This is a genomic window from Exiguobacterium sp. SH4S7 (genome assembly GCF_004336795.1).
In the GTDB taxonomy this organism is placed as follows: Bacteria; Bacillota; Bacilli; order Exiguobacteriales; family Exiguobacteriaceae; genus Exiguobacterium; species Exiguobacterium aurantiacum_A.
Genome location: NZ_SJUT01000011.1, coordinates 30,652 through 53,643 on the forward strand (window position 1 = coordinate 30,652; position 22,992 = coordinate 53,643).

Annotated in this window: 24 protein-coding genes, 1 rRNA gene and 2 other annotated features; all 25 genes read right to left on the bottom strand. The window is 50.6% G+C overall.

What is annotated here, in order from left to right; translation table 11 throughout:
- Positions 1-13 precede the first annotated feature (13 nt).
- The 25 genes from rpoB to rrf all read right to left on the bottom strand — a co-directional run bounded on the left by rpoB (position 14) and on the right by rrf (position 22,981).
- On the bottom strand, positions 14-3,562 hold the full coding sequence (gene rpoB / locus EVJ29_RS14330; protein ID WP_070329266.1) for a DNA-directed RNA polymerase subunit beta: 3,549 nt from the start codon (positions 3,560-3,562) through the stop codon (positions 14-16).
- 193 nt (positions 3,563-3,755) lie between these two features.
- Positions 3,756-4,352, bottom strand: a complete 597-nt coding sequence (locus EVJ29_RS14335; RefSeq protein WP_131466494.1) for a class I SAM-dependent methyltransferase — start codon at positions 4,350-4,352, stop codon at positions 3,756-3,758.
- A gap of 85 nt (positions 4,353-4,437) precedes the next feature.
- Positions 4,438-4,803, bottom strand: a complete 366-nt coding sequence (gene rplL, locus EVJ29_RS14340; RefSeq protein ID WP_070329250.1) for a 50S ribosomal protein L7/L12 — start codon at positions 4,801-4,803, stop codon at positions 4,438-4,440.
- Positions 4,804-4,857: 54 nt separating this feature from the next.
- Positions 4,858-5,364, bottom strand: coding sequence for a 50S ribosomal protein L10 (gene rplJ / locus EVJ29_RS14345; RefSeq protein WP_070329251.1), 507 nt, complete (start codon positions 5,362-5,364; stop codon positions 4,858-4,860).
- A 45-nt stretch (positions 5,365-5,409) separates the two neighbouring features.
- Positions 5,410-5,563: a sequence feature (ribosomal protein L10 leader region), on the bottom strand.
- A 59-nt stretch (positions 5,564-5,622) separates the two neighbouring features.
- Positions 5,623-6,309, bottom strand: coding sequence for a 50S ribosomal protein L1 (gene rplA, locus EVJ29_RS14350; RefSeq protein WP_083274148.1), 687 nt, complete (start codon positions 6,307-6,309; stop codon positions 5,623-5,625).
- A 98-nt stretch (positions 6,310-6,407) separates the two neighbouring features.
- On the bottom strand, positions 6,408-6,833 hold the full coding sequence (rplK, locus tag EVJ29_RS14355) for a 50S ribosomal protein L11 (RefSeq protein ID WP_070329252.1): 426 nt from the start codon (positions 6,831-6,833) through the stop codon (positions 6,408-6,410).
- Positions 6,834-6,981: 148 nt separating this feature from the next.
- Positions 6,982-7,533, bottom strand: a complete 552-nt coding sequence (gene nusG, locus EVJ29_RS14360; protein ID WP_016508920.1) for a transcription termination/antitermination protein NusG — start codon at positions 7,531-7,533, stop codon at positions 6,982-6,984.
- 17 nt (positions 7,534-7,550) lie between these two features.
- Positions 7,551-7,721 (bottom strand): preprotein translocase subunit SecE, encoded by a 171-nt coding sequence (secE, locus tag EVJ29_RS14365; RefSeq protein WP_012727692.1) that lies wholly within the window; start codon positions 7,719-7,721, stop codon positions 7,551-7,553.
- A 34-nt stretch (positions 7,722-7,755) separates the two neighbouring features.
- Positions 7,756-7,902 (bottom strand): 50S ribosomal protein L33, encoded by a 147-nt coding sequence (rpmG, locus tag EVJ29_RS14370; RefSeq protein ID WP_083274150.1) that lies wholly within the window; start codon positions 7,900-7,902, stop codon positions 7,756-7,758.
- A 127-nt stretch (positions 7,903-8,029) separates the two neighbouring features.
- Positions 8,030-8,671, bottom strand: coding sequence for an RNA polymerase sporulation sigma factor SigH (gene sigH / locus EVJ29_RS14375; protein WP_070329253.1), 642 nt, complete (start codon positions 8,669-8,671; stop codon positions 8,030-8,032).
- Positions 8,672-8,873: 202 nt separating this feature from the next.
- Complete coding sequence (locus tag EVJ29_RS14380) at positions 8,874-9,422, bottom strand: YacP-like NYN domain-containing protein (protein WP_131441632.1); 549 nt, start codon at positions 9,420-9,422, stop codon at positions 8,874-8,876.
- A complete protein-coding gene (gene rlmB / locus EVJ29_RS14385; RefSeq protein WP_035386115.1) occupies positions 9,419-10,156 on the bottom strand; it encodes a 23S rRNA (guanosine(2251)-2'-O)-methyltransferase RlmB in 738 nt (245 codons plus the stop codon). Before rlmB ends, EVJ29_RS14380 begins: the two co-directional genes overlap by 4 nt.
- A gap of 121 nt (positions 10,157-10,277) precedes the next feature.
- Positions 10,278-10,682: a Mini-ribonuclease 3 gene (locus tag EVJ29_RS14390; RefSeq protein ID WP_035386102.1), complete on the bottom strand. Its 405-nt coding sequence runs from the start codon at positions 10,680-10,682 to the stop codon at positions 10,278-10,280.
- A complete protein-coding gene (gene cysS, locus EVJ29_RS14395) occupies positions 10,679-12,076 on the bottom strand; it encodes a cysteine--tRNA ligase (RefSeq protein ID WP_071398667.1) in 1,398 nt (465 codons plus the stop codon). Before cysS ends, EVJ29_RS14390 begins: the two co-directional genes overlap by 4 nt.
- Complete coding sequence (gene cysE, locus EVJ29_RS14400; RefSeq protein WP_131505311.1) at positions 12,045-12,734, bottom strand: serine O-acetyltransferase; 690 nt, start codon at positions 12,732-12,734, stop codon at positions 12,045-12,047. The genes cysS and cysE overlap by 32 nt, the downstream gene beginning before the upstream one ends.
- Before the next feature lie 49 nt (positions 12,735-12,783).
- Positions 12,784-12,987, bottom strand: a binding site (T-box leader).
- Positions 12,984-14,441, bottom strand: a complete 1,458-nt coding sequence (gene gltX, locus EVJ29_RS14405) for a glutamate--tRNA ligase (RefSeq protein ID WP_201739025.1) — start codon at positions 14,439-14,441, stop codon at positions 12,984-12,986. It overlaps the preceding feature by 4 nt.
- A gap of 45 nt (positions 14,442-14,486) precedes the next feature.
- Positions 14,487-14,960 carry a 2-C-methyl-D-erythritol 2,4-cyclodiphosphate synthase gene (ispF, locus tag EVJ29_RS14410; protein WP_131466502.1) on the bottom strand — a complete coding sequence of 158 codons (474 nt, stop codon included), beginning with the start codon at positions 14,958-14,960 and terminating at the stop codon, positions 14,487-14,489.
- Complete coding sequence (gene ispD / locus EVJ29_RS14415; protein ID WP_201739024.1) at positions 14,957-15,637, bottom strand: 2-C-methyl-D-erythritol 4-phosphate cytidylyltransferase; 681 nt, start codon at positions 15,635-15,637, stop codon at positions 14,957-14,959. Before ispD ends, ispF begins: the two co-directional genes overlap by 4 nt.
- A 56-nt stretch (positions 15,638-15,693) precedes the next feature.
- On the bottom strand, positions 15,694-16,758 hold the full coding sequence (locus tag EVJ29_RS14420; RefSeq protein WP_070329260.1) for a PIN/TRAM domain-containing protein: 1,065 nt from the start codon (positions 16,756-16,758) through the stop codon (positions 15,694-15,696).
- Positions 16,759-16,872: 114 nt separating this feature from the next.
- Positions 16,873-18,249 carry a DNA repair protein RadA gene (gene radA, locus EVJ29_RS14425; RefSeq protein ID WP_131441626.1) on the bottom strand — a complete coding sequence of 459 codons (1,377 nt, stop codon included), beginning with the start codon at positions 18,247-18,249 and terminating at the stop codon, positions 16,873-16,875.
- Between the two features lie 54 nt (positions 18,250-18,303).
- Entirely contained in the window at positions 18,304-20,739 is a 2,436-nt protein-coding gene (clpC, locus tag EVJ29_RS14430; RefSeq protein ID WP_070329262.1) for an ATP-dependent protease ATP-binding subunit ClpC, read from the bottom strand.
- A gap of 24 nt (positions 20,740-20,763) precedes the next feature.
- Positions 20,764-21,807 (bottom strand): protein arginine kinase, encoded by a 1,044-nt coding sequence (locus EVJ29_RS14435; RefSeq protein WP_070329263.1) that lies wholly within the window; start codon positions 21,805-21,807, stop codon positions 20,764-20,766.
- Entirely contained in the window at positions 21,807-22,241 is a 435-nt protein-coding gene (locus EVJ29_RS14440; RefSeq protein WP_131466506.1) for a UvrB/UvrC motif-containing protein, read from the bottom strand. The genes EVJ29_RS14435 and EVJ29_RS14440 overlap by 1 nt, the downstream gene beginning before the upstream one ends.
- Before the next feature lie 14 nt (positions 22,242-22,255).
- Positions 22,256-22,723 (bottom strand): CtsR family transcriptional regulator, encoded by a 468-nt coding sequence (locus tag EVJ29_RS14445; protein ID WP_070329265.1) that lies wholly within the window; start codon positions 22,721-22,723, stop codon positions 22,256-22,258.
- Positions 22,724-22,865: 142 nt separating this feature from the next.
- Positions 22,866-22,981 (bottom strand): 5S ribosomal RNA (rrf, locus tag EVJ29_RS14450).
- Positions 22,982-22,992 lie beyond the last annotated feature (11 nt).

The following is a 22,992-nucleotide window of genomic DNA, read 5'->3' on the forward strand; positions in this document are numbered from 1 at the left end:
CTCCCTTTTCGCCTTATTCCTCTTCCGTAACAGTCGGTTGAACGACTTGTTCTAACGCCGATGTTGCGTTCGGGATGTTGTCGTCATCTTCATCTTTCATTTCAACTTCTTCGTCGTCCACAGACATCATCTTGACTTCCATACCGAGCGCTTGAAGCTCTTTGATCAAGACGCGGAACGATTCAGGAACGCCCGCTTTCGGAACGCTCTCGCCTTTCACGATTGCTTCGTATGCTTTCACACGACCAACCGTGTCATCCGACTTGATTGTAAGGATTTCTTGGAGCGTGTAGGCTGCGCCGTACGCTTCAAGTGCCCAAACTTCCATCTCACCGAAGCGCTGTCCACCGAACTGTGCTTTACCACCGAGCGGTTGTTGCGTAACGAGCGAGTATGGTCCTGTCGAACGAGCGTGAAGTTTATCATCAACCATGTGCGCAAGTTTGATCATATACATGACACCGACCGAGACGCGGTTATCGAACGGTTCACCAGTACGACCGTCATAGAGACGAGTCTTGGCATCTTTGTCCATTCCAGCTTCTTCAATCGTTGCCCATACGTCTTCTTCACGTGCGCCATCGAATACAGGTGTCGCCACTTTGATGCCGAGCTTTTTAGCCGCCATTCCAAGGTGGAGTTCAAGTACCTGACCGATGTTCATCCGCGATGGTACACCGAGTGGGTTAAGCATGATGTCAATCGGTGTGCCGTCTGGCATATATGGCATGTCTTCTTCAGGGAGGATTCGCGAGATAACACCTTTGTTACCGTGACGTCCCGCCATCTTATCCCCTTCGTGAATCTTACGTTTTTGAACGATGTAGACACGAACCATTTGGTTCACACCCGGTGAAAGTTCGTCGCCGTTCTCACGGTCGAACACCTTGACGTCCAAGATGATGCCGTCGCCGCCGTTTGGTACACGGAGTGACGTATCACGGACTTCACGGGCTTTCTCACCGAAGATCGCATGCAAGAGACGCTCTTCCGCCGTCAGTTCAGTTACACCTTTAGGCGTGACTTTCCCGACGAGGATATCGCCATCTTTCACTTCCGCACCAATGCGGATGATCCCACGATCGTCCAAGTTGCGAAGCGCGTCATCACCGACGTTCGGAATATCACGTGTGATTTCCTCAGGTCCGAGTTTCGTGTCTCGTGACTCTGACTCATACTCCTCGATGTGAATCGAAGTGTAGACGTCATCTTTCACGAGGCGCTCACTCATGATGATCGCATCCTCATAGTTGTAACCGTCCCAAGTCATGAAGGCGACAACGACGTTACGACCGAGCGCGAGCTCACCCATATCCATCGATGGACCGTCAGCAAGGATTTCTCCTTTTTCGACTTGGTCACCAGCAGCGATGATCGGCTTTTGGTTATAGCACGTTCCTTGGTTCGAACGAACGTACTTTTGAAGTTTGTAGCGGTCAAGGTCACCTGAAACCGTTGTTCCATTCACGTCAGACGTGCGGCGGACCAAGATTTCACGCGCTGTGACACGCTCGACGACACCTGGGTATTTCGCGATAATCGCGGCCCCAGAGTCTTTCGCTGACACGTACTCCATACCAGTACCGATAATCGGCGAGTCCGGTTGAAGGAGTGGTACAGCTTGACGTTGCATGTTCGCTCCCATGAGGGCACGGTTCGAGTCATCGTTCTCAAGGAACGGGATACATGCTGTTGCCGCAGAAACAACCTGTTTCGGCGAAACGTCCATGTAGTCGACTCGACTTGGCTCAACTGACAAGTTTTGTCCGCGGAAGCGGCAAAGGACTTGCTCGTTTGCAAAGTAACTGTCTTCAGTGAGCGGCATGTTCGCCTGGGCGACGACGTAGAGATCTTCTTCATCCGCCGTCATATATTGAATCTCGCTCGTGACGAGACCTGTTTCTGGGTCGACTCGGCGGTACGGTGTCTCAATGAAACCGTACTCGTTTACTTTCGCAAAAGATGAAAGCGAGTTGATGAGACCGATGTTCGGTCCTTCAGGTGTTTCGATTGGACACATCCGACCGTAGTGCGAATAGTGAACATCTCGAACTTCGAAGCCGGCACGCTCACGTGTCAAACCACCCGGTCCGAGTGCAGAGAGACGACGCTTGTGCGTGAGCTCTGCGAGCGGGTTTGTTTGGTCCATGAACTGTGACAACTGCGAGCTACCGAAGAACTCTTTCAGCGATGCGATTACCGGGCGGATGTTAATCAGCGCCTGTGGTGTGATCGCATTTTGATCTTGAATCGACATCCGTTCTTTTACGACACGTTCCATACGAGAAAGACCGATACGGAATTGGTTTTGGAGAAGTTCTCCGACTGAACGAAGACGACGGTTTCCTAAGTGGTCGATGTCATCTGTTGTTCCGACTTCGTGAAGTAAGTTGAAGAAGTAGTTGATCGATGCAATGATATCCGCTGGTGTGACGTGCTTGATGCTACGGTCGATGTTGCCATTACCGATAATGTTCAAGACACGCTCTCCATCCGGGTCATCCGGTGAGATGACTTTAATCGATTGGAGACCAAACGGCTCACCTTCAGCAACGCCGCCAGTTGGCTCAGCGTCCATGTAACCGAGACCGTTTTCCAAATGCGGAAGGACGCGGTCTAAGTTGCGACGGTCGAGGATTGTTCCAGCTTCGGCGATCACTTCGCCTGTCTCTGGGTCAACGAGCGTCTCGGCCAATTTCTGACCGAAGAGACGGTTTTTAAGATGAAGTTTTTTGTTCATCTTATAACGACCAACGTTTGCGAGGTCGTAGCGTTTCGGGTCAAAGAAACGTGAGACGAGAAGTGATTTCGCGTTTTCAACCGTTGGTGGTTCACCAGGGCGGAGACGCTCGTAAATCTCGATCAACGCTTTCTCTGTCGACTCGGTATTATCTTTTTCAAGGGTGTTCCGAAGATATTCATCATCCCCGAGAAGGTCGATAATTTCTTGGTCCGTACCAAATCCGAGAGCACGCAACAACACCGTTACCGGGATCTTACGGGTACGGTCGATACGAACATAAACGATATCCTTAGCATCTGTCTCAAGTTCGAGCCATGCTCCACGGTTCGGGATGACTGTTGCACCGAAACCACGTTTACCGTTTTTATCGAGTTTAGAATTGTAATAGACGCTCGGCGAACGAACAAGCTGGGAAACGATGACGCGTTCTGCGCCGTTAATAATAAACGTTCCCGACTCTGTCATAATCGGGAAATCACCCATGAATACTTCTTGTTCTTTAAGCTCACCTGTCTCTTTGTTTTGCAGACGTACTTTCACGCGCAATGGCGCAGAATAAGTGACGTCGCGCTCCTTCGAGTCATCAATCGAATATTTCGGCTCGCTAAGCGAGTAATCGATGAACTCAAGCACGAGGTTTCCAGTGAAGTCGGAGATTGGCGAAATGTCTGTAAACATCTCTTTCAATCCTTCACGTAAGAACCACTCATAAGAAGCAGTTTGAATTTCAATCAAATTCGGAAGCTCTAATACCTCACTGATACGGGCAAAGCTTCTTCTCTGACGGTGACGACCGTACTGAACAAGTTGACCAGTCAACTGATTCACCTCTCAGACCCCCAATTCTCTATCGAATTTTTCGGGCGTAATAATCGAACATTGTCATTGAATGTCGCCCTTTTTCCGCGTCTAAAAAGCGGCAAACGCGGCAATTCAAGGCGAATTCCATTCCAATGGCATTTTATAATGTTAGCATATACGTTATAGCGAGTCAACAAGACTCAACCGTTTGTCAAGAGCGAATTGCCCGGAAAATAAAATAGCCTTTGTCTTTGGCAACCGTCTCGACCTGACCGAACACATCTTCAAGCAACTTCTTAGCAGAAGGTGCTCCTTGTTTCTTTTGAATGACGACGTAGAGTGCCCCGCCCATGACGAGATGCGCGTGCGCATCTCTTAAAATCGTGTGAACCACTTGCTTCCCGGCCCGAATCGGCGGATTGGTCACGATAGCGGCAAATTGCTCGCCTCCGACTCCATCATATGCGTGGCTAAGCCGTGTTTCGATCGTCACCCCGTTTTGGGCGGCGTTTTGCTCTGACAAGGCAAGCGCTCGTTCGTTCACGTCGACGAGAAGCGCTTCACGCCCAGAGGCGTCGGCAAGCGAGATCCCCATCGGACCGTAGCCGCAGCCTACATCTAAAATGCGACCTTCAACTTCCGGCACTTCAAATGACTCGATTAAGAGACGTGACCCAAAATCGACCGATCCTTTCGAGAACACGCCGCGGTCCGAGGTGAAGCGATACATCTTCCCTCGCAACTCATACGTCCACGTCTCAGGGGCACTTTTCGAACTCGGATCGTTCGTATAGTAATGATCTCCCATGCATTGAACCTCCTAACCCACTCTTCAAGGAAATAAAAGAAGCTCGCCATAGCGAGCTTCTATACGTTGTGAAGTAAAAGTTAGATTACTTAACTTCGACAGATGCGCCAGCTTCTTCAAGCTTAGCTTTAACTGCGTCTGCATCTTCTTTAGAAACGCCTTCTTTGACTGGAGCCGGAGTTCCGTCAACGAGTGCTTTTGCTTCTTTAAGACCGAGGCCAGTAAGTTCACGTACTGCTTTGATTACGTTGATTTTACCAGAACCTGCGCTTGTGAGGATTACGTCGAATTCAGTTTGCTCTTCAGCTACTGCTGCGCCTGCACCTGCTGCTGCTACTGGAGCTGCTGCTGATACGCCGAATTCTTCTTCGATTGTTTTTACGAGTTCGTTAAGTTCGAGAACCGTCATTGATTTGAGGTCTTCGATGAATTGCTCTTTGTTGAAAGCCATTATGGTTTTCCTCCTTTGATGTTGTAAAAAGTTTTTTACGCTACGCGACAAAGATTAAGCAGACTGCTCTTCTTTTTGTTCTGCGATTGCGTTTGTTGCGATTGCGAGCCCGCGGATCGGAGCTTGAAGGACGCTGAGAAGCATCGAGAGAAGACCATCGCGTGATGGAAGTTCTGCAAGGGCTTTAACTTCTTCGAGTGAAGTTACTTTGCCTTCGATGATTCCGCCTTTAAGTTCGAGCGCTTTGTGCTCTTTTGAGAAGTCGTTCAAGATCTTCGCTGGAGCAATAACGTCTTCTTTCGAGAACGCGATTGCAGTAGGACCTGTGAAGACTTCATCGAGACCGTCATAACCAGACTGAGTCGCCGCGCGACGAAGGAGACCGTTTTTGTATACTTTGAACTCGATTCCAGCGTCACGAAGTGTTTTACGGAGTGTAGTCACTTCTTCAACTGTAAGTCCACGGTAGTCAACAACGATCGTTCCAACGCTTGCTTGCATTTTCTCAGCGATTTCATCAACGAGTACCGATTTCTGAGCTACGATTTTTTCGCTTGCCATGTTTGTGCACCTCCTAGTCAATTCTTATACCGGACGAGAGGCTGCTCTCCAAAAAGAAATCCCTCGTATGAAGACATACGAGGGCGTAATTGTTTGAAAGTAAACCTGTGACAACAGGCTCAAGTTCGAGCAAAGACACCTCGGAAGGGTTTACGGACCGATGTCCACCTTCTGTCTGCGGTAATCCAACATATTCGGTTGAACGTGTTTTACTTTAACAGCGGCATCACACGTTGTCAACAGTTTATTTCAAGTGAATTACTTGATGAAATCGGCAGTTGCGACACGGATACCAGGACCCATTGTCGAAGAAAGCGCGATGTTTTTGAGGTAAGTTCCTTTTGCAGTAGCAGGCTTAACTTTCATGAGTGTCTCGAGGATAGTCTCGATGTTCTCAGAGAGTTTTGTTGCTTCAAATGACTTCTTACCAACTGGTACGTGGATGTTACCGGCTTTATCAACACGGTACTCGACTTTACCAGCTTTGATGTCCGCGATTGCTTTCGCAACGTCGAACGTGACTGTGCCTGTTTTCGGGTTAGGCATGAGGCCTTTTGGTCCGAGAACGCGACCGAGTTTACCAACTTCACCCATCATGTCAGGTGTCGCAACGATAACATCGAAGTCGAACCATCCTTGTTGGATTTTAGTGATGTACTCAGCGTCGCCGACGAAGTCAGCGCCAGCCGCTTCAGCTTCTTTAACTTTTTCGCCTTTTGCAAAGACGAGAACTTTTTGTGTTTTACCAGTACCGTGTGGAAGTACAACGGCACCGCGGATTTGTTGGTCCGCTTTCTTCGGATCTACGCCGAGACGGACAGCAATTTCGATTGTTTCATCGAACTTAGCTGTTGCAGTTTTTTGAACGAGTTCAACCGCTTCTGCGAGGTCGTAAGACTTCGTGCGATCAACAAGCTTAGCTGCTTCTTGGTGTTTTTTACCCATGATTCTTTTCCTCCTTGTGGTTAGCGGAATTTCCTCCCACATAATGAAGGGATTGAAGGTGAGCAAAATATGCACCGACAATCCCAGAGACTAATAAATTAGTCTTCGATTACAATACCCATACTGCGCGCAGTACCTTCAACCATAAGCATCGCTGTTTCTACAGACGCTGCGTTAAGGTCAGGCATTTTAAGTTCAGCGATTTCGCGAACTTTATCACGCTTAACCGTTGCTACTTTCTTACGGTTCGGTTCTCCTGAACCGCTCTCGATACCAGCAGCTTTTTTCAAAAGAACTGCAGCTGGTGGAGTTTTCGTAATGAATGTAAACGAACGATCTTCGTATACCGTAATGACTACAGGAATAATCAATCCGGCTTGGTCTTGTGTACGAGCGTTGAACTCTTTACAGAATCCCATGATGTTAACACCTGCTTGACCAAGTGCTGGACCAACTGGTGGTGCTGGGTTAGCTTTACCAGCAGGGATTTGAAGTTTAACGAGTTTAGTAACTTTTTTCGCCACGAGACACACCTCCTTAAGTCTAAAATGTGGTTTCTTGGACGTTGTGCGCCCTCCCACTCAATCTATTAGGTCGAGTTTGTACTGAAATATAGCACAACATCAAACATTTCCGATTGTACCATCCGTTTCCGAGAATGGCAAGTGGGTTTTAGTTAATTTTCTGAACTTGTTCGAAATCAAGCTCAATTTTTGTTTCGCGGCCGAACATGTCGACGACGACTTTGAGCTTCTCTTTGTCAGTTTCGATCTCATCAATCGTACCTTCAAAGTTCTCGAACGCGCCTTCTTTGACACGAACGAGATCGCCAAGCTCATAGTTATAACGGTCTTTCTTCTCGATCAGACCCATCTGCGAAAGGACGTTCGTCACTTCGTCAGGCTGGAGCGGGATCGGCTTGGCGCCGCCCCCGGTTGATCCGAGGAAGCCCGTTACGTTTGGCGTGTTACGAACAACATACCATGAATCGTCTGTCATAATCATCTCGACGAAGACGTATCCAGGGAAGTTTTTCACTTCACGCTCTTTAATTTTCTTTTCGCCACTCTTCAACGTGACTTCTTCTTGCGTTGTTTCGGTCGGAACGAGGACGCGGAAAATTTTATCTTCCATGTTCATCGAACCGATTCGACGTTCTAGGTTTTCTTTGACATTGTTCTCAAAGCCAGAGTACGTCTGGACAACAAACCATTGTTTCTCCACGGCTTTCACCTCTTTCCTTAGTTAATCAATAGGTTGACGAGATAACTGACACCAGTATCTACGCCGAACACGAACAGGCCGATCACGACGACCGTCGCGATGACTGTGATGGTATATTTTGTGAGCTCTTTACGAGTCGGCCAACTCGTCTTCTTTAACTCTTTCCATACATCGCGCAAAAAGTTCATGGTAGCTTCCTCCTACGTTGAATGCCAATCTACGTTACTTTGATTCTCGATGTGTTGTGTGCGCATTGCAACGACGGCAGAACTTGTTCAGCTCGAGCCGCGTCTGCACATCATCTTTCTTGGTCGTCGAGTAAACTCTTGACCCGCAATCCGCGCACTCGAGACTTACTTTCTTTGCCATCCATAAGCGCCCCTTTCGACAGCTCCATATTAAAAAAGAGCGAAAAAAAAACGCCTCCTGTAAATGGCGTCTACGGACAAGGCGCTGCCTTAAAAGTATCACATAGGAGGCGTGCGGTCAATACGAGTTAACTCGTCAGCATTTTAACGTCAACATGCCGCTCGAATTTTTTCTTCACGCGCTGCAAGGCGTTATCGATCGACTTCACGTGACGGTCAAGGTCGTCAGAGATTTCTTGATACGAACGGCCATCTAAATAAAGACGAAGCACTTTTCGTTCCAAGTCACTGAGGAGCTCATCCATCTTCTCTTCCATGAACAGTTGTTCTTCCCGTGTGACGAGCAAGTCTTGCGGGTCGTTCGGATGCGGGGGCAAAATCACGTCGAGCAACGTCCGGTCAGACTCATCGTCAAAGATCGGCTTGTCGAGCGAAACGTATGAGTTGAGCGGAATATGCTTCTGACGCGTCGCCGTCTTAATCGCCGTGATCATCTGACGGGTGATACACATCTCGGCAAAACTCTTAAACGACGCGAGGCGTTCATCCCGATAGTCACGCACGCCTTTATACAGACCGATCATTCCCTCTTGGACGATATCCTCGTGGTCGGCGCCGATCAAAAAGTAAGACCGCGCCTTCGCCCGCACGAAGTAACGGTAACGTTCAATCAAAAACTCGAGCGCATCACTATCCCCTTCATTCCGCGCTAGAGAGACGAGCTCTTCGTCTGACATCGTTTCAAACTGCTCGTATGGCCATCCGTTCATGTTTCATACCCCCCGGCTATTGATAATGAACTATGTAAGTTAGTGCTCTTATTATAGGCGTCATACAAAACGACCGTCAAATAAATTTCAAAAAATTCCGTCAATTAGATATGGTGTAACTTATACAACTAATAGTATACAACATTTCTTTCCAAAAAAATGTCAAATTAAAAACAAAAAACGAGTCCATTGTATGAACTCGTCAGTGAGAATCCTCACCGTTCGACTTACGGCGCCGCATTTCTTCAAAACGGGCCATGACGTCAGGCGGGATATCGATTGTTTTTCGATTGGACCGGTCGCTCGCGAGCGTCTGACGCTCTTGCTCAATCGCCACTTTCGCTTGCTTCCAATCCTTTAATAGTTCGGTCGCAGGGACACGGAGGGCACCTTGACCGAAGATGACCCATTGCTCGGTAAAATCGTTTGTGGCGACGAATAACGTCACTAAACGATCGTCCACGAGTTCATGGGCCCGCCGTTCGATCCACTCATCCGCCGTTTCGTTCTCCTTCGTATAGACAACCTCGACCCGGCTCCGCTTCTGGATCGATTCGCGCCCATAGCGCATGTGGGCATCAAAGACGACCGTCACTATGCGGCCTGTGGCGGCCTGATACTCGGCCATCGCTTCAATCAAGTCATTTCGAGCTTGATCGAAGTCGATGTCTCGCAGTTTTCGAAGATGCGGCCACGCCCCAATGATGTTATAGCCATCGACGAGGAGTAATTCTCGCTTTTTCAGGCTCATGATAACGGATTACGAGAGCGATGCACCTCATACAGAAGAAGTGCGGCCGCGACCGAAGCGTTGAGCGACGTGACATGACCGACCATCGGCATATGGACGAGGAAGTCACACGCCTCGCGCACGAGACGGCCCATCCCTTTCCCTTCGCTGCCGATGACGACGACAAGTGGCATGTTCCCATCGAGCCGACGATAGTCTTGACTCTCACTCGCGTCAGTTCCGACGATCCACATCCCTTTTTCTTTCAATTCTTCGAGCGTCCGCGTCAAGTTCGTGACACGCGCGACCGGGATATATTCAATTGCTCCCGTCGAGGCTTTCGCGACGGTTTGCGTCAAGCCGACCGAGCGCCGTTTCGGAATGATGACTCCATGGGCGCCGACCGCGTCAGCTGTCCGTAAAATCGATCCCAAGTTGTGCGGGTCCTCTAGCTCATCGAGCAAAATAAAGAGCGGTGTCTCCCCTTTAGACTCGGCAAGCGCGAACATATCGTCAAGCGTCTTATACTCGTAAGCCGCAACGGCCGCGACGACGCCTTGATGGTGTTCACTGCCCGCCATCTTTTCAAGCTTCGTCTTCGGGACGAACGAGATCTGTACCGAGGCCTCATTGGCCATGCCGATAATTTGGGCGAGCGGCCCTTTGTGCTGCCCTTCCATGATAAAGACTTTATTCATATCCCGTCCGCTCCGAAGCGCCTCGATTACTGGATTACGTCCATATAAGAAATCGATGCCTTCTTCAAGGACGTCAACTTCTTGATAGTCCGGGCGTTCCGGCTTTTGACGGTGCGGACGGTCGCCCCGTTCGCCTCTTGGACGGTCGAACGAACGCTTGTCGTTCGCTCGTCCTCCGTCATGTCGTTTCGGGTTGCTCGGTTTCGAGCCATGTGAGTGCCTGTTCGATGAGTTCTTCAAGACGATCCCTTCTTTCTATTAGATATGTGTAGCCGATCAATGCCTCAAAAGCTGTCGAGTAGCGGTACGTGTGGACGTCAGTGCGTTTCGGGATCGACCCTGATTTCGCATTTTTACCGCGCCGGACGATCGCTGTCTCGTCCTCGCTCAAGATACCCGTCTCTAACCAGTGGGTGACGACGCTCGCTTGCGCGGTTGCGTTCACGTAACGGACGGCCCCGCGATGGAGGTCGTTCGGTCGCGTCAACCCTTTGCCGAGCAGTCGTTTTCGTACCGCCATCTCATACACTGCGTCGCCCATATAAGCGAGGGCGAGCGCGTTTAGTTGATTCGCATTCGTCATGACCGTTTCCACCGTACGCCTTGCGCCGTATCTTCGAGCTGGATGTTCTGTTGTTTCAACAAGTCACGGATCTCGTCGGCACGGGCAAAGTTACGCTCTGCTCGGGCCGTATTCCGCTCGAGAATTAACTGATCGATTTCGGCGTCGAGTAGTTCTGTTTCCACTTCAATCGTCAACCCGAGCACGCCCGTCAATTCCTTGAACAAGTCGAGCACTTGCTCGAGCGTATCTTTCGAGACATGGTCTGCTTTGGCGTAGATGTTTGCCTCTTTTGCTAAATCAAACAAGACTGTCACGGCGTTCGCCGTGTTGATATCATCATCCATCGCTTCGATAAATGCTGCTTTCACCGTCGCAAGTTTTCGCTCCATCGCCTCGCTCGGTTCAACGAGACCGGCCGTGACCGACAGACGGTGTTCGACGTTATGGTACGCTTCCTTGATCCGGTCCCATCCGTTCGCGGCCTGATTGATCAGCTCGCGGCTATAGTTGATCGGATGACGGTAGTGGACCGATAACATGAAGAAACGGAGCACCATCGCGTCGACTTCTTTTAACGCCTCGTGGACGAGCAGGAAATTCCCGAGTGATTTCGACATCTTCTCGTTCTCGATGTTGATGAAGCCGTTGTGGAGCCAGTAGTTCGCAAACTTCGTATGGTTGCACGCCTCAGACTGCGCAATCTCATTCTCGTGGTGCGGGAATTTGAGGTCATGCCCGCCTGCGTGAATGTCGATCGTTTTGCCGAGGTGCTTCTTCGCCATCGCCGAGCATTCGATATGCCAGCCGGGGCGTCCTTGTCCCCAAGGGCTGTCCCAAGCCGGCTCATCTGGTTTAGCCGCTTTCCAGAGCACGAAGTCGAGCGGGTCTTCCTTCTTCTCCCCGACGTCGACACGTGACCCGGCCCGAAGGTCTTCGATCGACTGTTGGCTGAGCTTGCCATACTCTTCAAACTTACGCGTCCGGAAATAGACATCGCCTTCTGACGCGTAGGCGTAGCCTTCATCCTCTAAGTTACGGATAAAGTCGATGATTTCCTCCATCGTGTCGGTGACACGTGGATGCACGTCCGCTGGCAAGACGTTCAACGCGCCCGTATCCGCCAAATAAGCGTCGATATAGCGGTTCGTCAGCGTTCCGACGTCCTCACCGAGCTCATTCGCCGTACGGATGATCTTATCATCCACATCGGTAAAGTTGAGGACGTACTTCACGTCGTAGCCTCGGTATGTCAAATAGCGGCGTACCGTGTCGAATGCGATGGCCGGACGGGCGTTTCCGACGTGAATATAATTATAGACGGTCGGTCCGCATACGTACATGGACACTTTCCCAGGAACGATCGGGTTGAACGGTTCTTTCTTATTCGTGAGGCTGTTGTAAAACTGAATCATGTGACTTCTCCTCCATCTGTTTCTCGAGTGATGCTAACTGACGTTGCAGATCGGCTACAGCGTTCTCTAACCGCTCTTGGCATTCACGATCCGGGTCCGGTAAGCGATGGTCGAGGTCGTGCTGTTTGACCCGCTCCCCGTTGCGGATGACGACACGTCCAGGGATTCCGACGACGGTCGAGTCTGACGGGACATCTTTTAAGACGACCGAACTGGCCCCGATTTTGACGCAATCGCCTATCGTGATATTACCGAGCACTTTCGCGCCGGCCGAGATGAGCACATCGTTCCCGATGGTCGGATGCCGCTTCCCTTTTTCTTTGCCGGTTCCGCCGAGCGTCACGCCTTGATAGATGGTGACGTTGTTGCCGATGATGGCCGTCTCCCCGATGACGATCCCGAATCCGTGGTCGATAAAGACACCTTCGCCGATGATGGCACCCGGATGAATCTCAATCCCGGTCACCCAGCGACTCGTCTGGGCAATCATTTTAGCCAATAGTTTAATATTGCGAGTCCACAACCCATGCGCGATCCGATGCGACCATAAGGCATGGAGGCCTGGATACGTCAATACGACTTCTGCTTTTGAGCGGGCAGCCGGATCGAGTTCGAGCACGTTCCGGATGTCGGCGCTCATACTTTTCCAAAATCCCATAATTGTTCTCCTTTTCCATATCAAAAACAAAGACGCCCCTGTGCCAAGGCACAGAGACGCCGTAAGCGCGGTTCCACTCTGTTTGGGAAAGTTCCCCTCTCAAGTCTCGTTAACGCCGAGTCGCGGTCCCGACTACATATCGCCGGAACGGCTCCGAGGTGCACTTCGACGGGGGACGCTTCTAGAACTTCCAGCCTAGGTTCTAGTCTCTGACAAGTGTCAACCCGCTTACTTTCCTCATCGTTGCCTTTAAGCTAATAATGTTGTGAGACGTGCCAACACACGCTCTTTGCCAATCAGCGCAATCGCGTTTGGAAGTTCTGGTCCATGTGTTTGTCCGGTCGTGGCGACACGGATTGGCATGAACAAGTTCTTTCCTTTTTGCCCAGTCGCTTTTTGAGTGGCCTTCGTAGCCGCTTTGACAGCTTCCGGTGTGAAGTCTTCGATCGCCTCGAGCTGCGTTTTGAACTCGGCGAGTACAGCCGGCACCGCTTCACCGGCAAGCACCGCGTTCGCCGCCTCGTCATACTCGACCTCGTCTTTAAAGAACAAGTCTGTCAACGGTACAATTTCGGCACCGTGTGTCATTTGTTCTTTATAAAGAGCGATGAGCGCTGTGGCCCAGTCCGCCTCTTCCATTGACAAGGCTTCAGGCAATCGTCCTGCTTCTTGTAAGAATGGTAAACTGAGTGCCACCACTTCGTCAAGCGAAGCCTGCTTCATGTAGACACTGTTGATCCAAGCGAGCTTATGCTGGTCGAATACGGCCGGACTCTTCGATAGACGGCCCGCGTCGAACATGTCGATGAACGCTTCTTTCGTGAAGATTTCCTCTTCACCGACTGGAGACCAACCGAGAAGCGAGATGAAGTTGAAGAGCGCACCAGGGAGATATCCGAGGTCTGCATATTGTTCGATGAACTGGATGATCGACTCATCACGTTTCGAGAGCTTCTTATGGTTCTCGTTATAGATCAATGTCATGTGACCGAACGTCGGACACTCCCATCCGAGTGCATCGTATACCATCATCTGTTTCGGTGTGTTCGCGATATGGTCATCCCCGCGCAACACGTGGCTGATTTTCATCAAGTAGTCATCGACGACGACGGCAAAGTTGTACGTCGGGATCCCGTCTTGCTTGACGATGACCCAGTCTCCGAAGTCTTTCGACTCGAACGAAACGTCGCCTTTGACAACGTCTATCCATTTGTACGTAACCTGTTCTGGCACTCGAATCCGAATCGACGGCTTTCGTCCTTCGGCTTCGAACGCCGAGCGCTCAGCGTCGCTCAAGTCGCGATGTGCTCCCGAGTAGCGTGGTGCTTCACCGCGTGCGATCTGTGCCTCGCGCTCCGCTTCGAGTTCTTCTGACGTCATGTAGCATTTATAAGCGAGCCCTTTGTCCATCAACTCGTTCACGTATTTGTTGTAGATGTCGAGTCGTTCCATTTGGAAATATGGACCGTAATCGCCATCGCGACCCGGACCTTCATCCCACTCGATACCGAGCCATTCCAAGTACTTCATCTGACTTTCGACACCGTTCTCGACGTTTCGTTTTTGATCCGTGTCCTCGATCCGAAGAATCATTTTCCCGCCTGCGTGGCGAGCATATAAATAGTTAAATAGCGCGGTCCGGGCGTTCCCGATATGAAGGTGACCCGTCGGACTTGGCGCATAGCGTACACGCACTTCACTCATAATATTTCCACCTTTCTTCTCTTCTGCCCAAATAGTATACCACTTTTTTCAAGCACGGTTGAGCAAGATGACCGCCTGGGCGGCGATTCCTTCTTCACGTCCCGTGAAACCTAACCGTTCCGTCGTCGTCGCTTTCACGTTCACTTGGCTAATATCAGCTTCAAGCAGTTCGGCGATGACCGCGCGCATGTCATCGATATACGTCCGGAGCTTCGGCCGTTCCGCCATAACAGTCGCGTCTACGTTGCCGAGCACATACCCTTCTGCCTTGACGAGTTGCCATACGTGTTGGAGCAACACTTTCGAGTCTGCATCTTTAAACTCGGGATCCGTATCCGGGAAGTGTTTGCCGATATCCCCTGCCGCGATGGCACCGAGCGCCGCATCTGCGATGGTGTGAAGTAACACGTCGGCATCCGAGTGTCCAAGCAAACCGCGGTCGTGGGGAATCTCGATCCCTCCTAATATAAGCGGGCGCCCTTCTGCGAACGCATGTACATCAAAACCTTGTCCGATTCTCATCGATAGTCCTCCTTCGTCAAGATCGCTTCCCCGAACAACAAATCCTCGGGGGTCGTCATTTTTATGTTGTGATAGTCACCTGGAATGACGGTGACTTCTTTACCTGACCACTCGAACAAGCTCGCATCATCAGTCCCGATGAATTGGGATGATTCTGCCTGGTCATGAATCGCCCGGATGTCAGCCACAGGAAACGCTTGCGGTGTCTGAGCGAGCCAAAGCGTCTCACGGGGAACAGTTTGCGTAATCGTCCCCGCGGTCACTTGTTTCACCGTATCTTTCACAGGAACGGCTAAAATGGCCCCTTTCGTCTGAGCCGCTTCCGCTACTTGATGCAACTGACTGATTCGAACGAACGGCCGGGCCCCGTCATGGATCAACACAACTCCGTCCGTGTCGATTGTCTGTAAACCGGCTCGAACGCTCTGTTGCCGTTCTTCCCCGCCTGCCACGTACGTAATCGGCGTCGGGACGTGACGTAACTCATGCGCGAACCAGGCTTCTTCTTCCGGACGAATCGCCAGAACAATCTGTTCACACCATGTGTCTCTCGCAAACGCCTCGACGGTCCAGACGATGATCGGTTTTCCTTGGAGCGACAACATCAACTTATTCTCATCGGCTCCCATACGTTTGCCTTTCCCGGCAGCCGGGATGACTACCGTGTAACGTACCATCACGTTCACCTCTCTTCGTGAAAAAAGAGAGCGCTGATGCGTCTCTTTTTCCATACTTATTCAGGGCGAGCAAAAATCATTCGGCCCGCGGATGTTTGGAGTACGCTCGTCACGACGACAGGGAGCGTCTTCGAGATGAGCTTGCGTCCGCCTTCGACGACGACCATCGTCCCGTCTTCGAGGTAAGCGACCCCTTGGTTCTGTTCTTTCCCTTCTTTGATGACCGTCACGACCATCTCTTCTCCGGGAATGACGATCTGTTTGACCGAGTTGGCCAAATCATTAATGTTGAGCACCGGTACGTTTCGGACTTCACACACTTTATTCAAGTTGTAATCGTTCGTCACGACGATGCCTTTTTTTAACTCGGCGAGCTTGATCAATTTAATATCGACTTCGGCCACGTCTTCAAAGTCACCATCGTAAATCTCGACCTCGATTCGATCGTTGTTTTGGAGCTCTTTTAAAATATCCAGACCGCGTCGGCCTCGATTCCGTTTAAGCGTATCCGACGAGTCGGCGATGTACTGCAACTCTCCGATGACGAACTGAGGAACGATGAGTGTCCCTTCGATGAATCCGGTCTTCGAAATATCGGCGATCCGACCATCGATGATTACGCTTGTATCTAATATTTTATCGTTAGAGCGGCGTAATGGTTCCGCTTCCGGCTTGTCCCGTTCACTTTTCACGAACAACTTGATCCATTCGTTCCGCTTCCGGTAACCAACGGCAAATCCAAAGTAACCGAACAGGGCAGTCACAAAAATCGGTACAATCTTACTGAGTAAGAAGATGCCTGTGACCTCAAGCGATACACTGATCAAAAAGGCAATCAATAAACCGATGATCAATCCGATCGAGCCGAATAAAATATCGCCGACCGGTAAACGGACGAGCCGTTCTTCGACAAAACGGATAAATTTGACGATCACATCGGTCAAAAATAAACTGAGAATGAAGAAGATAAGTCCACCAATCAAACTAGCAACGTAAGGAATCGTCAACCATGCCGGCACGCTGACACCGAGGTCATCAAGAAGCACCATCGCTTCGATCATGCCAAACCATCCGACGACGAGTCCAATCAAAATAAATCCGAGTCGCACTGCAATCTTCACTCATTCCACCTCCTTCTATTGAATTAAAATTTCAAAAAAATAACACTTATATTGTAACACGGTTCTTTTAAATCCGTTCGTTACAAAGCGTTAAAAACTGCCGGAAGCGCCCCGTCAGAACGGGATGGCAAGTTGGAGCGCTTCATCGACAGTACTGACACCGACCACGTCGATACCAGGCGGGGCGGTCCAGCCCCCTAGGTTATTCTTCGGAATAATCGCACGCGTGAAACCGAGCTTGGCCGCTTCCGCGACACGTTGCTCAATCCGTGACACACGGCGCACTTCCCCGGTCAATCCGACCTCGCCGATGCAGACATCGGTCGGACGAGTCGGACGGTCCCGGAAACTCGAGGCGATGGAAATACAAATCGCCAAATCGATTGCCGGTTCATCGAGCTTGACCCCGCCCGCCGCCTTCAAATAAGCATCTTGCGTTTGAAGCAAGAGACCCGAACGTTTCTCCAGCACGGCCATGAGAAGGGCGACCCGGTTTTGGTCGATTCCCGTTGCCATCCGGCGCGGGTTCCCGAACGACGTTGGGGAAATGAGTGCTTGCAGCTCAACGAGTACCGTCCGTGTCCCTTCCATCGACGCGACGACCGTCGAGCCTGAGACGCCCGCCGTCCTTTCTTCGAGGAAAATCTCTGACGGGTTGAGCACTTCCTCAAGACCGCCTTCTTTCATCTCGAATATTCCAATCTCGTTCGTCGAACCGAACCGGTTTTTGACGGCCCGTAAAATCCGGAACGTGTGGTGACGTTCTCCTTCAAAATACAGAACAGCATCCACCATATGCTCGAGCAGACGCGGTCCGGCAATCGATCCTTGCTTCGTCACGTGGCCGACGATAAAGACGGCGACCCCTCGTGTCTTGGCAATTTTCATGAGCGCAGCCGTACATTCACGCACTTGGGCGACGCTGCCTGGCGCCGATTGGATTTCATCCATGTATACCGTCTGAATCGAGTCGATAATGACGAACCCAGGTTCCTCTTCATCGATGACCCGTTCGATCATGAGCATGTCCGTCTCGGCGAGAACGTATAAATCCTGCGTCGGTAACCCTAGTCGTTCTGCGCGCAGCTTTGTCTGCTTCAACGATTCTTCCCCAGAAATATATAGCACTTTCCGACCGCTATGGGCGAGATGTGCACTCACTTGCAGGAGAATTGTCGACTTCCCGATCCCCGGGTCCCCACCGACGAGGACAAGCGAGCCCGGGACAATTCCGCCCCCGAGCACCCGGTCGAACTCTTGACTGTTCGTATGCACACGTGTTTCTTCTTGGGAAACGACGTCTGAGAGACGCTCTGGCTTCAGTTGTCGCGACGAGCTATGGACGAACGCAGCTCCCCGTTTCGCTTTCTTTTCTTCAACAAATTCTTCGACGAGCGTGTTCCACTCGTTACATCCCGGACAACGACCCATCCATTTTGGGGATTCATATCCACAAGACTGACATACGTACTTCGTTTTAATTTTTGCCATGTTATTCCCTTCTGTCTAAAAAAGCCCCCTCACAAGAGAGAGGGAGCTCCGTATTTACTGGACGACACCTTCGTTGCGGACGATGAATTCACCGTCTTGAACATCGAGAGCCACTTTACTGCCTTTCGTGATTTCCCCGCTGAGCATCGATTCTGAGAGTCGGTCTTCCACCTCGCGTTGGAGCGCACGGCGGAGCGGACGAGCCCCGTACTCAGGGTCATAGCCGACGACGGCAATCTTCTCAAGCGCCGATTCTGTCAAAGTGAAATCGATGCCTTGCTCGCCAAGTCGGTCTGTGAGCGTCTTCGCCATAAGTTTGACGATTTCTTGGATATGCTCTTTTTGAAGCGAATGGAAGACGGTGATCTCGTCGATCCGGTTCAAGAACTCAGGCCGGAACGCTTTCTTCAATTCTTCCATGACTTTATCTTTCATTTCCGTATATTCACGTTTCACGTCATCTTCGACGGTGAAGCCGACATATTTGTTTCGTTTAAGTGCAGCCGCACCGACGTTTGACGTCATGATGATGACCGTGTTGCGGAAGTCGACCGTACGACCTTTCGAGTCGGTCAGACGCCCGTCATCGAGCACTTGGAGCAAGATGTTGAACACTTCAGGGTGAGCTTTCTCAATCTCATCAAGCAAGATAACCGAGTATGGCTTACGACGGACTTTCTCCGTCAACTGACCGCCTTCTTCGTATCCGACATACCCTGGAGGTGATCCGACGAGACGGCTCGTCGCGTGTTTTTCCATATACTCCGACATGTCGATTCGGATGATCGCATCCTCGTCACCGAAGAGCGCCTCAGCGACAGCACGCGCTAGTTCCGTTTTCCCGACACCGGTCGGTCCGAGGAAAACGAATGAACCGATCGGACGTTTCGGATCTTTCAGTCCGGCCCGGGCCCGACGGATTGCCCGTGAGATTGATTTGACGGCTTCATCTTGACCGATGACCCGACCGTGTAAGATCGACTCGAGCTTGAGGAGACGGTCTGTCTCCTCTTCGGCAATTTTTGTCACCGGCACACCCGTCCAGCTTGCGACGACTTGAGCGATGTCTTCTTTCGTCACTTCAAGCTTTTCATTGCCTTGCTTGTTCTGCCATTCTGATTTGAGATGCTCGAGTTCATCGCGAAGCTTCTGTTCTGTATCACGAAGCGAAGCCGCTTTTTCAAACTCTTGGCTCTGGACGGCCGCATCTTTTTCTTTACGGATCGATTCGAGACGTGCTTCAAGCTCTTTTAAGTTCGGCGGCGCCGTGAATGAACGGAGGCGAACTTTCGAAGCCGCTTCGTCGACGAGGTCGATCGCTTTATCTGGAAGGAACCGGTCCGAAATATAGCGGTCAGATAAGACAACCGCTTCATGAATCGCCTCATCCGTAATTGTGACACGGTGGTGAGCCTCATAGCGGTCACGCAAACCGAACAAGATCTGTTCAGCCTGGTCCGTCGTCGGCTCATTCACTTGAATCGGTTGGAAGCGGCGTTCGAGTGCGGCATCCTTCTCAATGTATTTCCGGTACTCGTCAAGCGTTGTTGCACCGATACACTGGAGCTCTCCTCGCGCGAGCGACGGTTTCAAGATGTTCGAGGCATCGATCGCTCCTTCGGCTCCACCCGCCCCAATCAACGTGTGTAACTCGTCGATGAAGAGAATGACGTTGCCGGCCTGGCGAATCTCGTCCATGACTTTTTTCAATCGGTCTTCAAACTCACCGCGGTATTTCGTTCCCGCGACGAGCGTACCCATGTCAAGCACCATGACGCGTTTGTTGCGAAGCGTCTCCGGCACTTCATTGTTGATGATCTGTTGCGCGAGTCCTTCGACAACTGCCGTCTTACCGACACCTGGCTCTCCAATCAATACCGGGTTGTTCTTCGTCCGGCGAGACAACACTTCGATGACCCGTTGGATTTCACCGGCACGGCCGATAACAGGGTCGAGACGTGACTCACGCGCTTGTTGCGTCAAGTCACGGGCCAAGCCATCAAGTGTCGGTGTCGCTGCGCTCGTGCCTGGTTGTGATGCGTTTGACGACGATTCCGTGTTCCCGAGAAGTTGAAGCACTTGTTGCCGTGCTTTCGTCAAGCTGATACCGAGGTTGTTCAAGACGCGGGCAGCGACGCCTTCGCCTTCACGAATCAATCCGAGTAAAATATGCTCTGTCCCGACGTAAGAATGACCGAGTTTACGGGCTTCATCCATCGAGAGCTCGATTACTTTTTTCGCACGCGGCGTGTAGTGGATTGTCGAACCGTTCTCAGAACCACGGCCAATCAGCGCCTCGACTTCTTGTTGAATTTTCTCAGAAGTTAGACCGAGGGCGAACAACGCTTTGGCAGCAATCCCTTCACCTTCACGGACAAGTCCGAGCAAGATATGTTCCGTACCAATATTATGATGGCCAAGTCGTACCGCTTCCTCTTGTGCTAAAGCTAATACGCGCTGAGCTCGTTCTGTAAATCGACCAAACATCATTGACAAAACCTCCTTAAAGTTGGATCAAACTAAACCATGATCTAACGTTCGACGTACGAGAGTCGCTCGTTCGCGATCTCGTTCTTTCGTAGATAATGTTTTCCCGAAATGTTTTTGTAGGAAACCTGATTGTAGGCGGACGATCAAATCATGAAACTGCGGTGGACTCCAGTCGGACAAAATACCGAGGTCACTCGCTAAATGTAAATCGGATAACCGTTCAATCGCCTCTGTCGACGACAATAATTTGGAATACCGTAAAATCCCGTAAGAACGATAAAACTGATCTTCCAATTCATCTTGGTTACTGGCTAGGAGCTGTTCTCGGGCTTGACGTTCTGCGTGGACGATTTGTTCTGTAATTTCCATAAAATCAGATAACAGCTGCGATTCATCGCTGCCAAGCGTCCGTTGATTCGATAACTGGAACAAACGCCCGGCTGCGTCACTGCCTTCTCCGTAACGTCCTCGAATCGTGTATCCGAGTTTGCGAAGTTCTACTAATATAGGAGTTATTCGTCCCGTTAACGTCAGACCCGGCAGGTGAAGCATGACCGATGCGCGAAGTCCGGTACCGATATTGCTCGGACACGTCGTCAAATAACCAAGCTCTTCATCGAAAGCGTATGGGAGCGACTCACCACAGAGCGCGTCGACTCGTTTCGCAAGTTCGAACGCTTCTTGGACTTGATAGCCGGGAAGCAACGTTTGGATGCGCAAATGATCTTCTTCGTTAATCAACACGCTAATCGTCTCGTCTTCACTCAGGAAAACAGCACTCTCATCTTTTTCCGCAATCGTCGGGCTGATCAAATGCTTTTCGACGAGAGCTTGCCGCGTCACTTGATCATAGGCGCGCATATGCAGATATTCAAAGCCTTGTAAGCCGCCCAAGGCCGTCTCGATGCGTTCGCATAGCTGTCGCTGTCCTTCTTGAGACAATGTAGGAGAAAAGACGGTGTCTTTTAAATTGCGTGCCAAACGAATTCGTGTCGAGATGACAAGATCATCAAGCTTGGCCCGTTCTTTCATTTTTGGACCGAGTGGATGTTTGAGGAATGTCTCCATCACGCCTCACCTTGCCCTTTCAGTTGCGTCATTTCTTTTTTGATTCGTGCCGCTCGTTCATAATCTTCTTGTTCGACGGCCCGTTCTAACTCCCCTGCTAACTTTACAAGACGTTCGCCGATTCGCTCATCCGGTGTGCGTAACGCGTCAGGTACCGAACCGACATGATGGTCATGCCCTTGCTGGTACTGACGTGTCATTTTAATCAACTCTTCACGGAAAACTGTGTAGCATGAGGCGCAGCCCGCTTTTCTTAGGTGCGTCACCTCGTTCTGTGTCATCTGGCAAGTTGGACACCGCTTCACGACAGGAACGTAACCAGCCATCACTTCGACTGTACAGTTCCGACATAGTTTTCGTTCGACTGGGACCCCGTTTTCCAACATAACGACTTCATTGACGGCAGGACGCCGTTTACACCGTTCGCATAACATGTCTTAAGCCTCCGTCAGTGATAACTAAGTAACTTCATCAGGGCGAGTAGCTGCTGTCTTCGAATCAGATAGCGGTCGTCGGCGTTCAAGCCGAGCGTTTCGTCGGACAACAAGTGGTACAGTAAACGGACATCCCGCTCGCTCAACATACCTTCTTCAAATAAACGGATCAAAATGTTTTCAACAAGTTGTTCCGTCAGGCGAGGATGGTCTTGTAAAATATCCATTAAACTCGTCAGCAAGTCTTGTTTCTCATGAAGAATGACGCGACGAATTCGAATATAACCGCCCCCGCCTCGCTTACTTTCTACAAGGTAGCCTTTTTCGACCGTAAAACGTGTATTGATGACATAGTTGATTTGAGACGGAACACATTCAAAACGTTTCGCGATATCTTGTCGTTTGATTTCAATCGCTTCTGCCTGACTTTCCTTCAGCACTTGCTTCAAATACTGTTCGATTACATCAGATATGTTTCTCATCTCCACCACCCTCTGACCATCTTTGACTTTTGTTTTTATTCTATCACTGATTTAAAAAAAGGCAAACGAAAAGCGACGACGCAAATGCGTCGTCGCTAAAAAGAAAAGACGACCAAGCATGTGCTTGGTCGTCCTTCATATGGCCTGGCAACGTCCTATCCTCACAGGGGGAGACCCCCAACTACTTTCGGCGCTGAAGCGCTTAACTTCCGTGTTCGGCATGGGAACGGGTGTGGCCGCTTCGCTATCGCCACCAGACAAGGGATTGT

What these genes read in the sequence shown, in the direction of transcription:
- EVJ29_RS14335 (WP_131466494.1), bottom strand. Translation starts at nt 4,352, where the DNA reads ATGGGAGATCATTACTATACGAACGATCCGAGTTCGAAAAGTGCCCCT.
- rplL (WP_070329250.1), bottom strand. Translation starts at nt 4,803, where the DNA reads ATGGCTTTCAACAAAGAGCAATTCATCGAAGACCTCAAATCAATGACG.
- rplJ (WP_070329251.1), bottom strand. Translation starts at nt 5,364, where the DNA reads ATGGCAAGCGAAAAAATCGTAGCTCAGAAATCGGTACTCGTTGATGAA.
- rplA (WP_083274148.1), bottom strand. Translation starts at nt 6,309, where the DNA reads ATGGGTAAAAAACACCAAGAAGCAGCTAAGCTTGTTGATCGCACGAAG.
- secE (WP_012727692.1), bottom strand. Translation starts at nt 7,721, where the DNA reads ATGAACTTTTTGCGCGATGTATGGAAAGAGTTAAAGAAGACGAGTTGG.
- rpmG (WP_083274150.1), bottom strand. Translation starts at nt 7,902, where the DNA reads ATGGCAAAGAAAGTAAGTCTCGAGTGCGCGGATTGCGGGTCAAGAGTT.
- sigH (WP_070329253.1), bottom strand. Translation starts at nt 8,671, where the DNA reads ATGAACGGATGGCCATACGAGCAGTTTGAAACGATGTCAGACGAAGAG.
- EVJ29_RS14380 (WP_131441632.1), bottom strand. Translation starts at nt 9,422, where the DNA reads ATGAGCCTGAAAAAGCGAGAATTACTCCTCGTCGATGGCTATAACATC.
- EVJ29_RS14390 (WP_035386102.1), bottom strand. Translation starts at nt 10,682, where the DNA reads ATGACGAATGCGAATCAACTAAACGCGCTCGCCCTCGCTTATATGGGC.
- cysS (WP_071398667.1), bottom strand. Translation starts at nt 12,076, where the DNA reads ATGATTCAGTTTTACAACAGCCTCACGAATAAGAAAGAACCGTTCAAC.
- cysE (WP_131505311.1), bottom strand. Translation starts at nt 12,734, where the DNA reads ATGGGATTTTGGAAAAGTATGAGCGCCGACATCCGGAACGTGCTCGAA.
- ispF (WP_131466502.1), bottom strand. Translation starts at nt 14,960, where the DNA reads ATGAGAATCGGACAAGGTTTTGATGTACATGCGTTCGCAGAAGGGCGC.
- ispD (WP_201739024.1), bottom strand. Translation starts at nt 15,637, where the DNA reads ATGGTACGTTACACGGTAGTCATCCCGGCTGCCGGGAAAGGCAAACGT.
- radA (WP_131441626.1), bottom strand. Translation starts at nt 18,249, where the DNA reads ATGGCAAAAATTAAAACGAAGTACGTATGTCAGTCTTGTGGATATGAA.
- clpC (WP_070329262.1), bottom strand. Translation starts at nt 20,739, where the DNA reads ATGATGTTTGGTCGATTTACAGAACGAGCTCAGCGCGTATTAGCTTTA.
- EVJ29_RS14435 (WP_070329263.1), bottom strand. Translation starts at nt 21,807, where the DNA reads ATGGAGACATTCCTCAAACATCCACTCGGTCCAAAAATGAAAGAACGG.
- EVJ29_RS14440 (WP_131466506.1), bottom strand. Translation starts at nt 22,241, where the DNA reads ATGTTATGCGAACGGTGTAAACGGCGTCCTGCCGTCAATGAAGTCGTT.
- EVJ29_RS14445 (WP_070329265.1), bottom strand. Translation starts at nt 22,723, where the DNA reads ATGAGAAACATATCTGATGTAATCGAACAGTATTTGAAGCAAGTGCTG.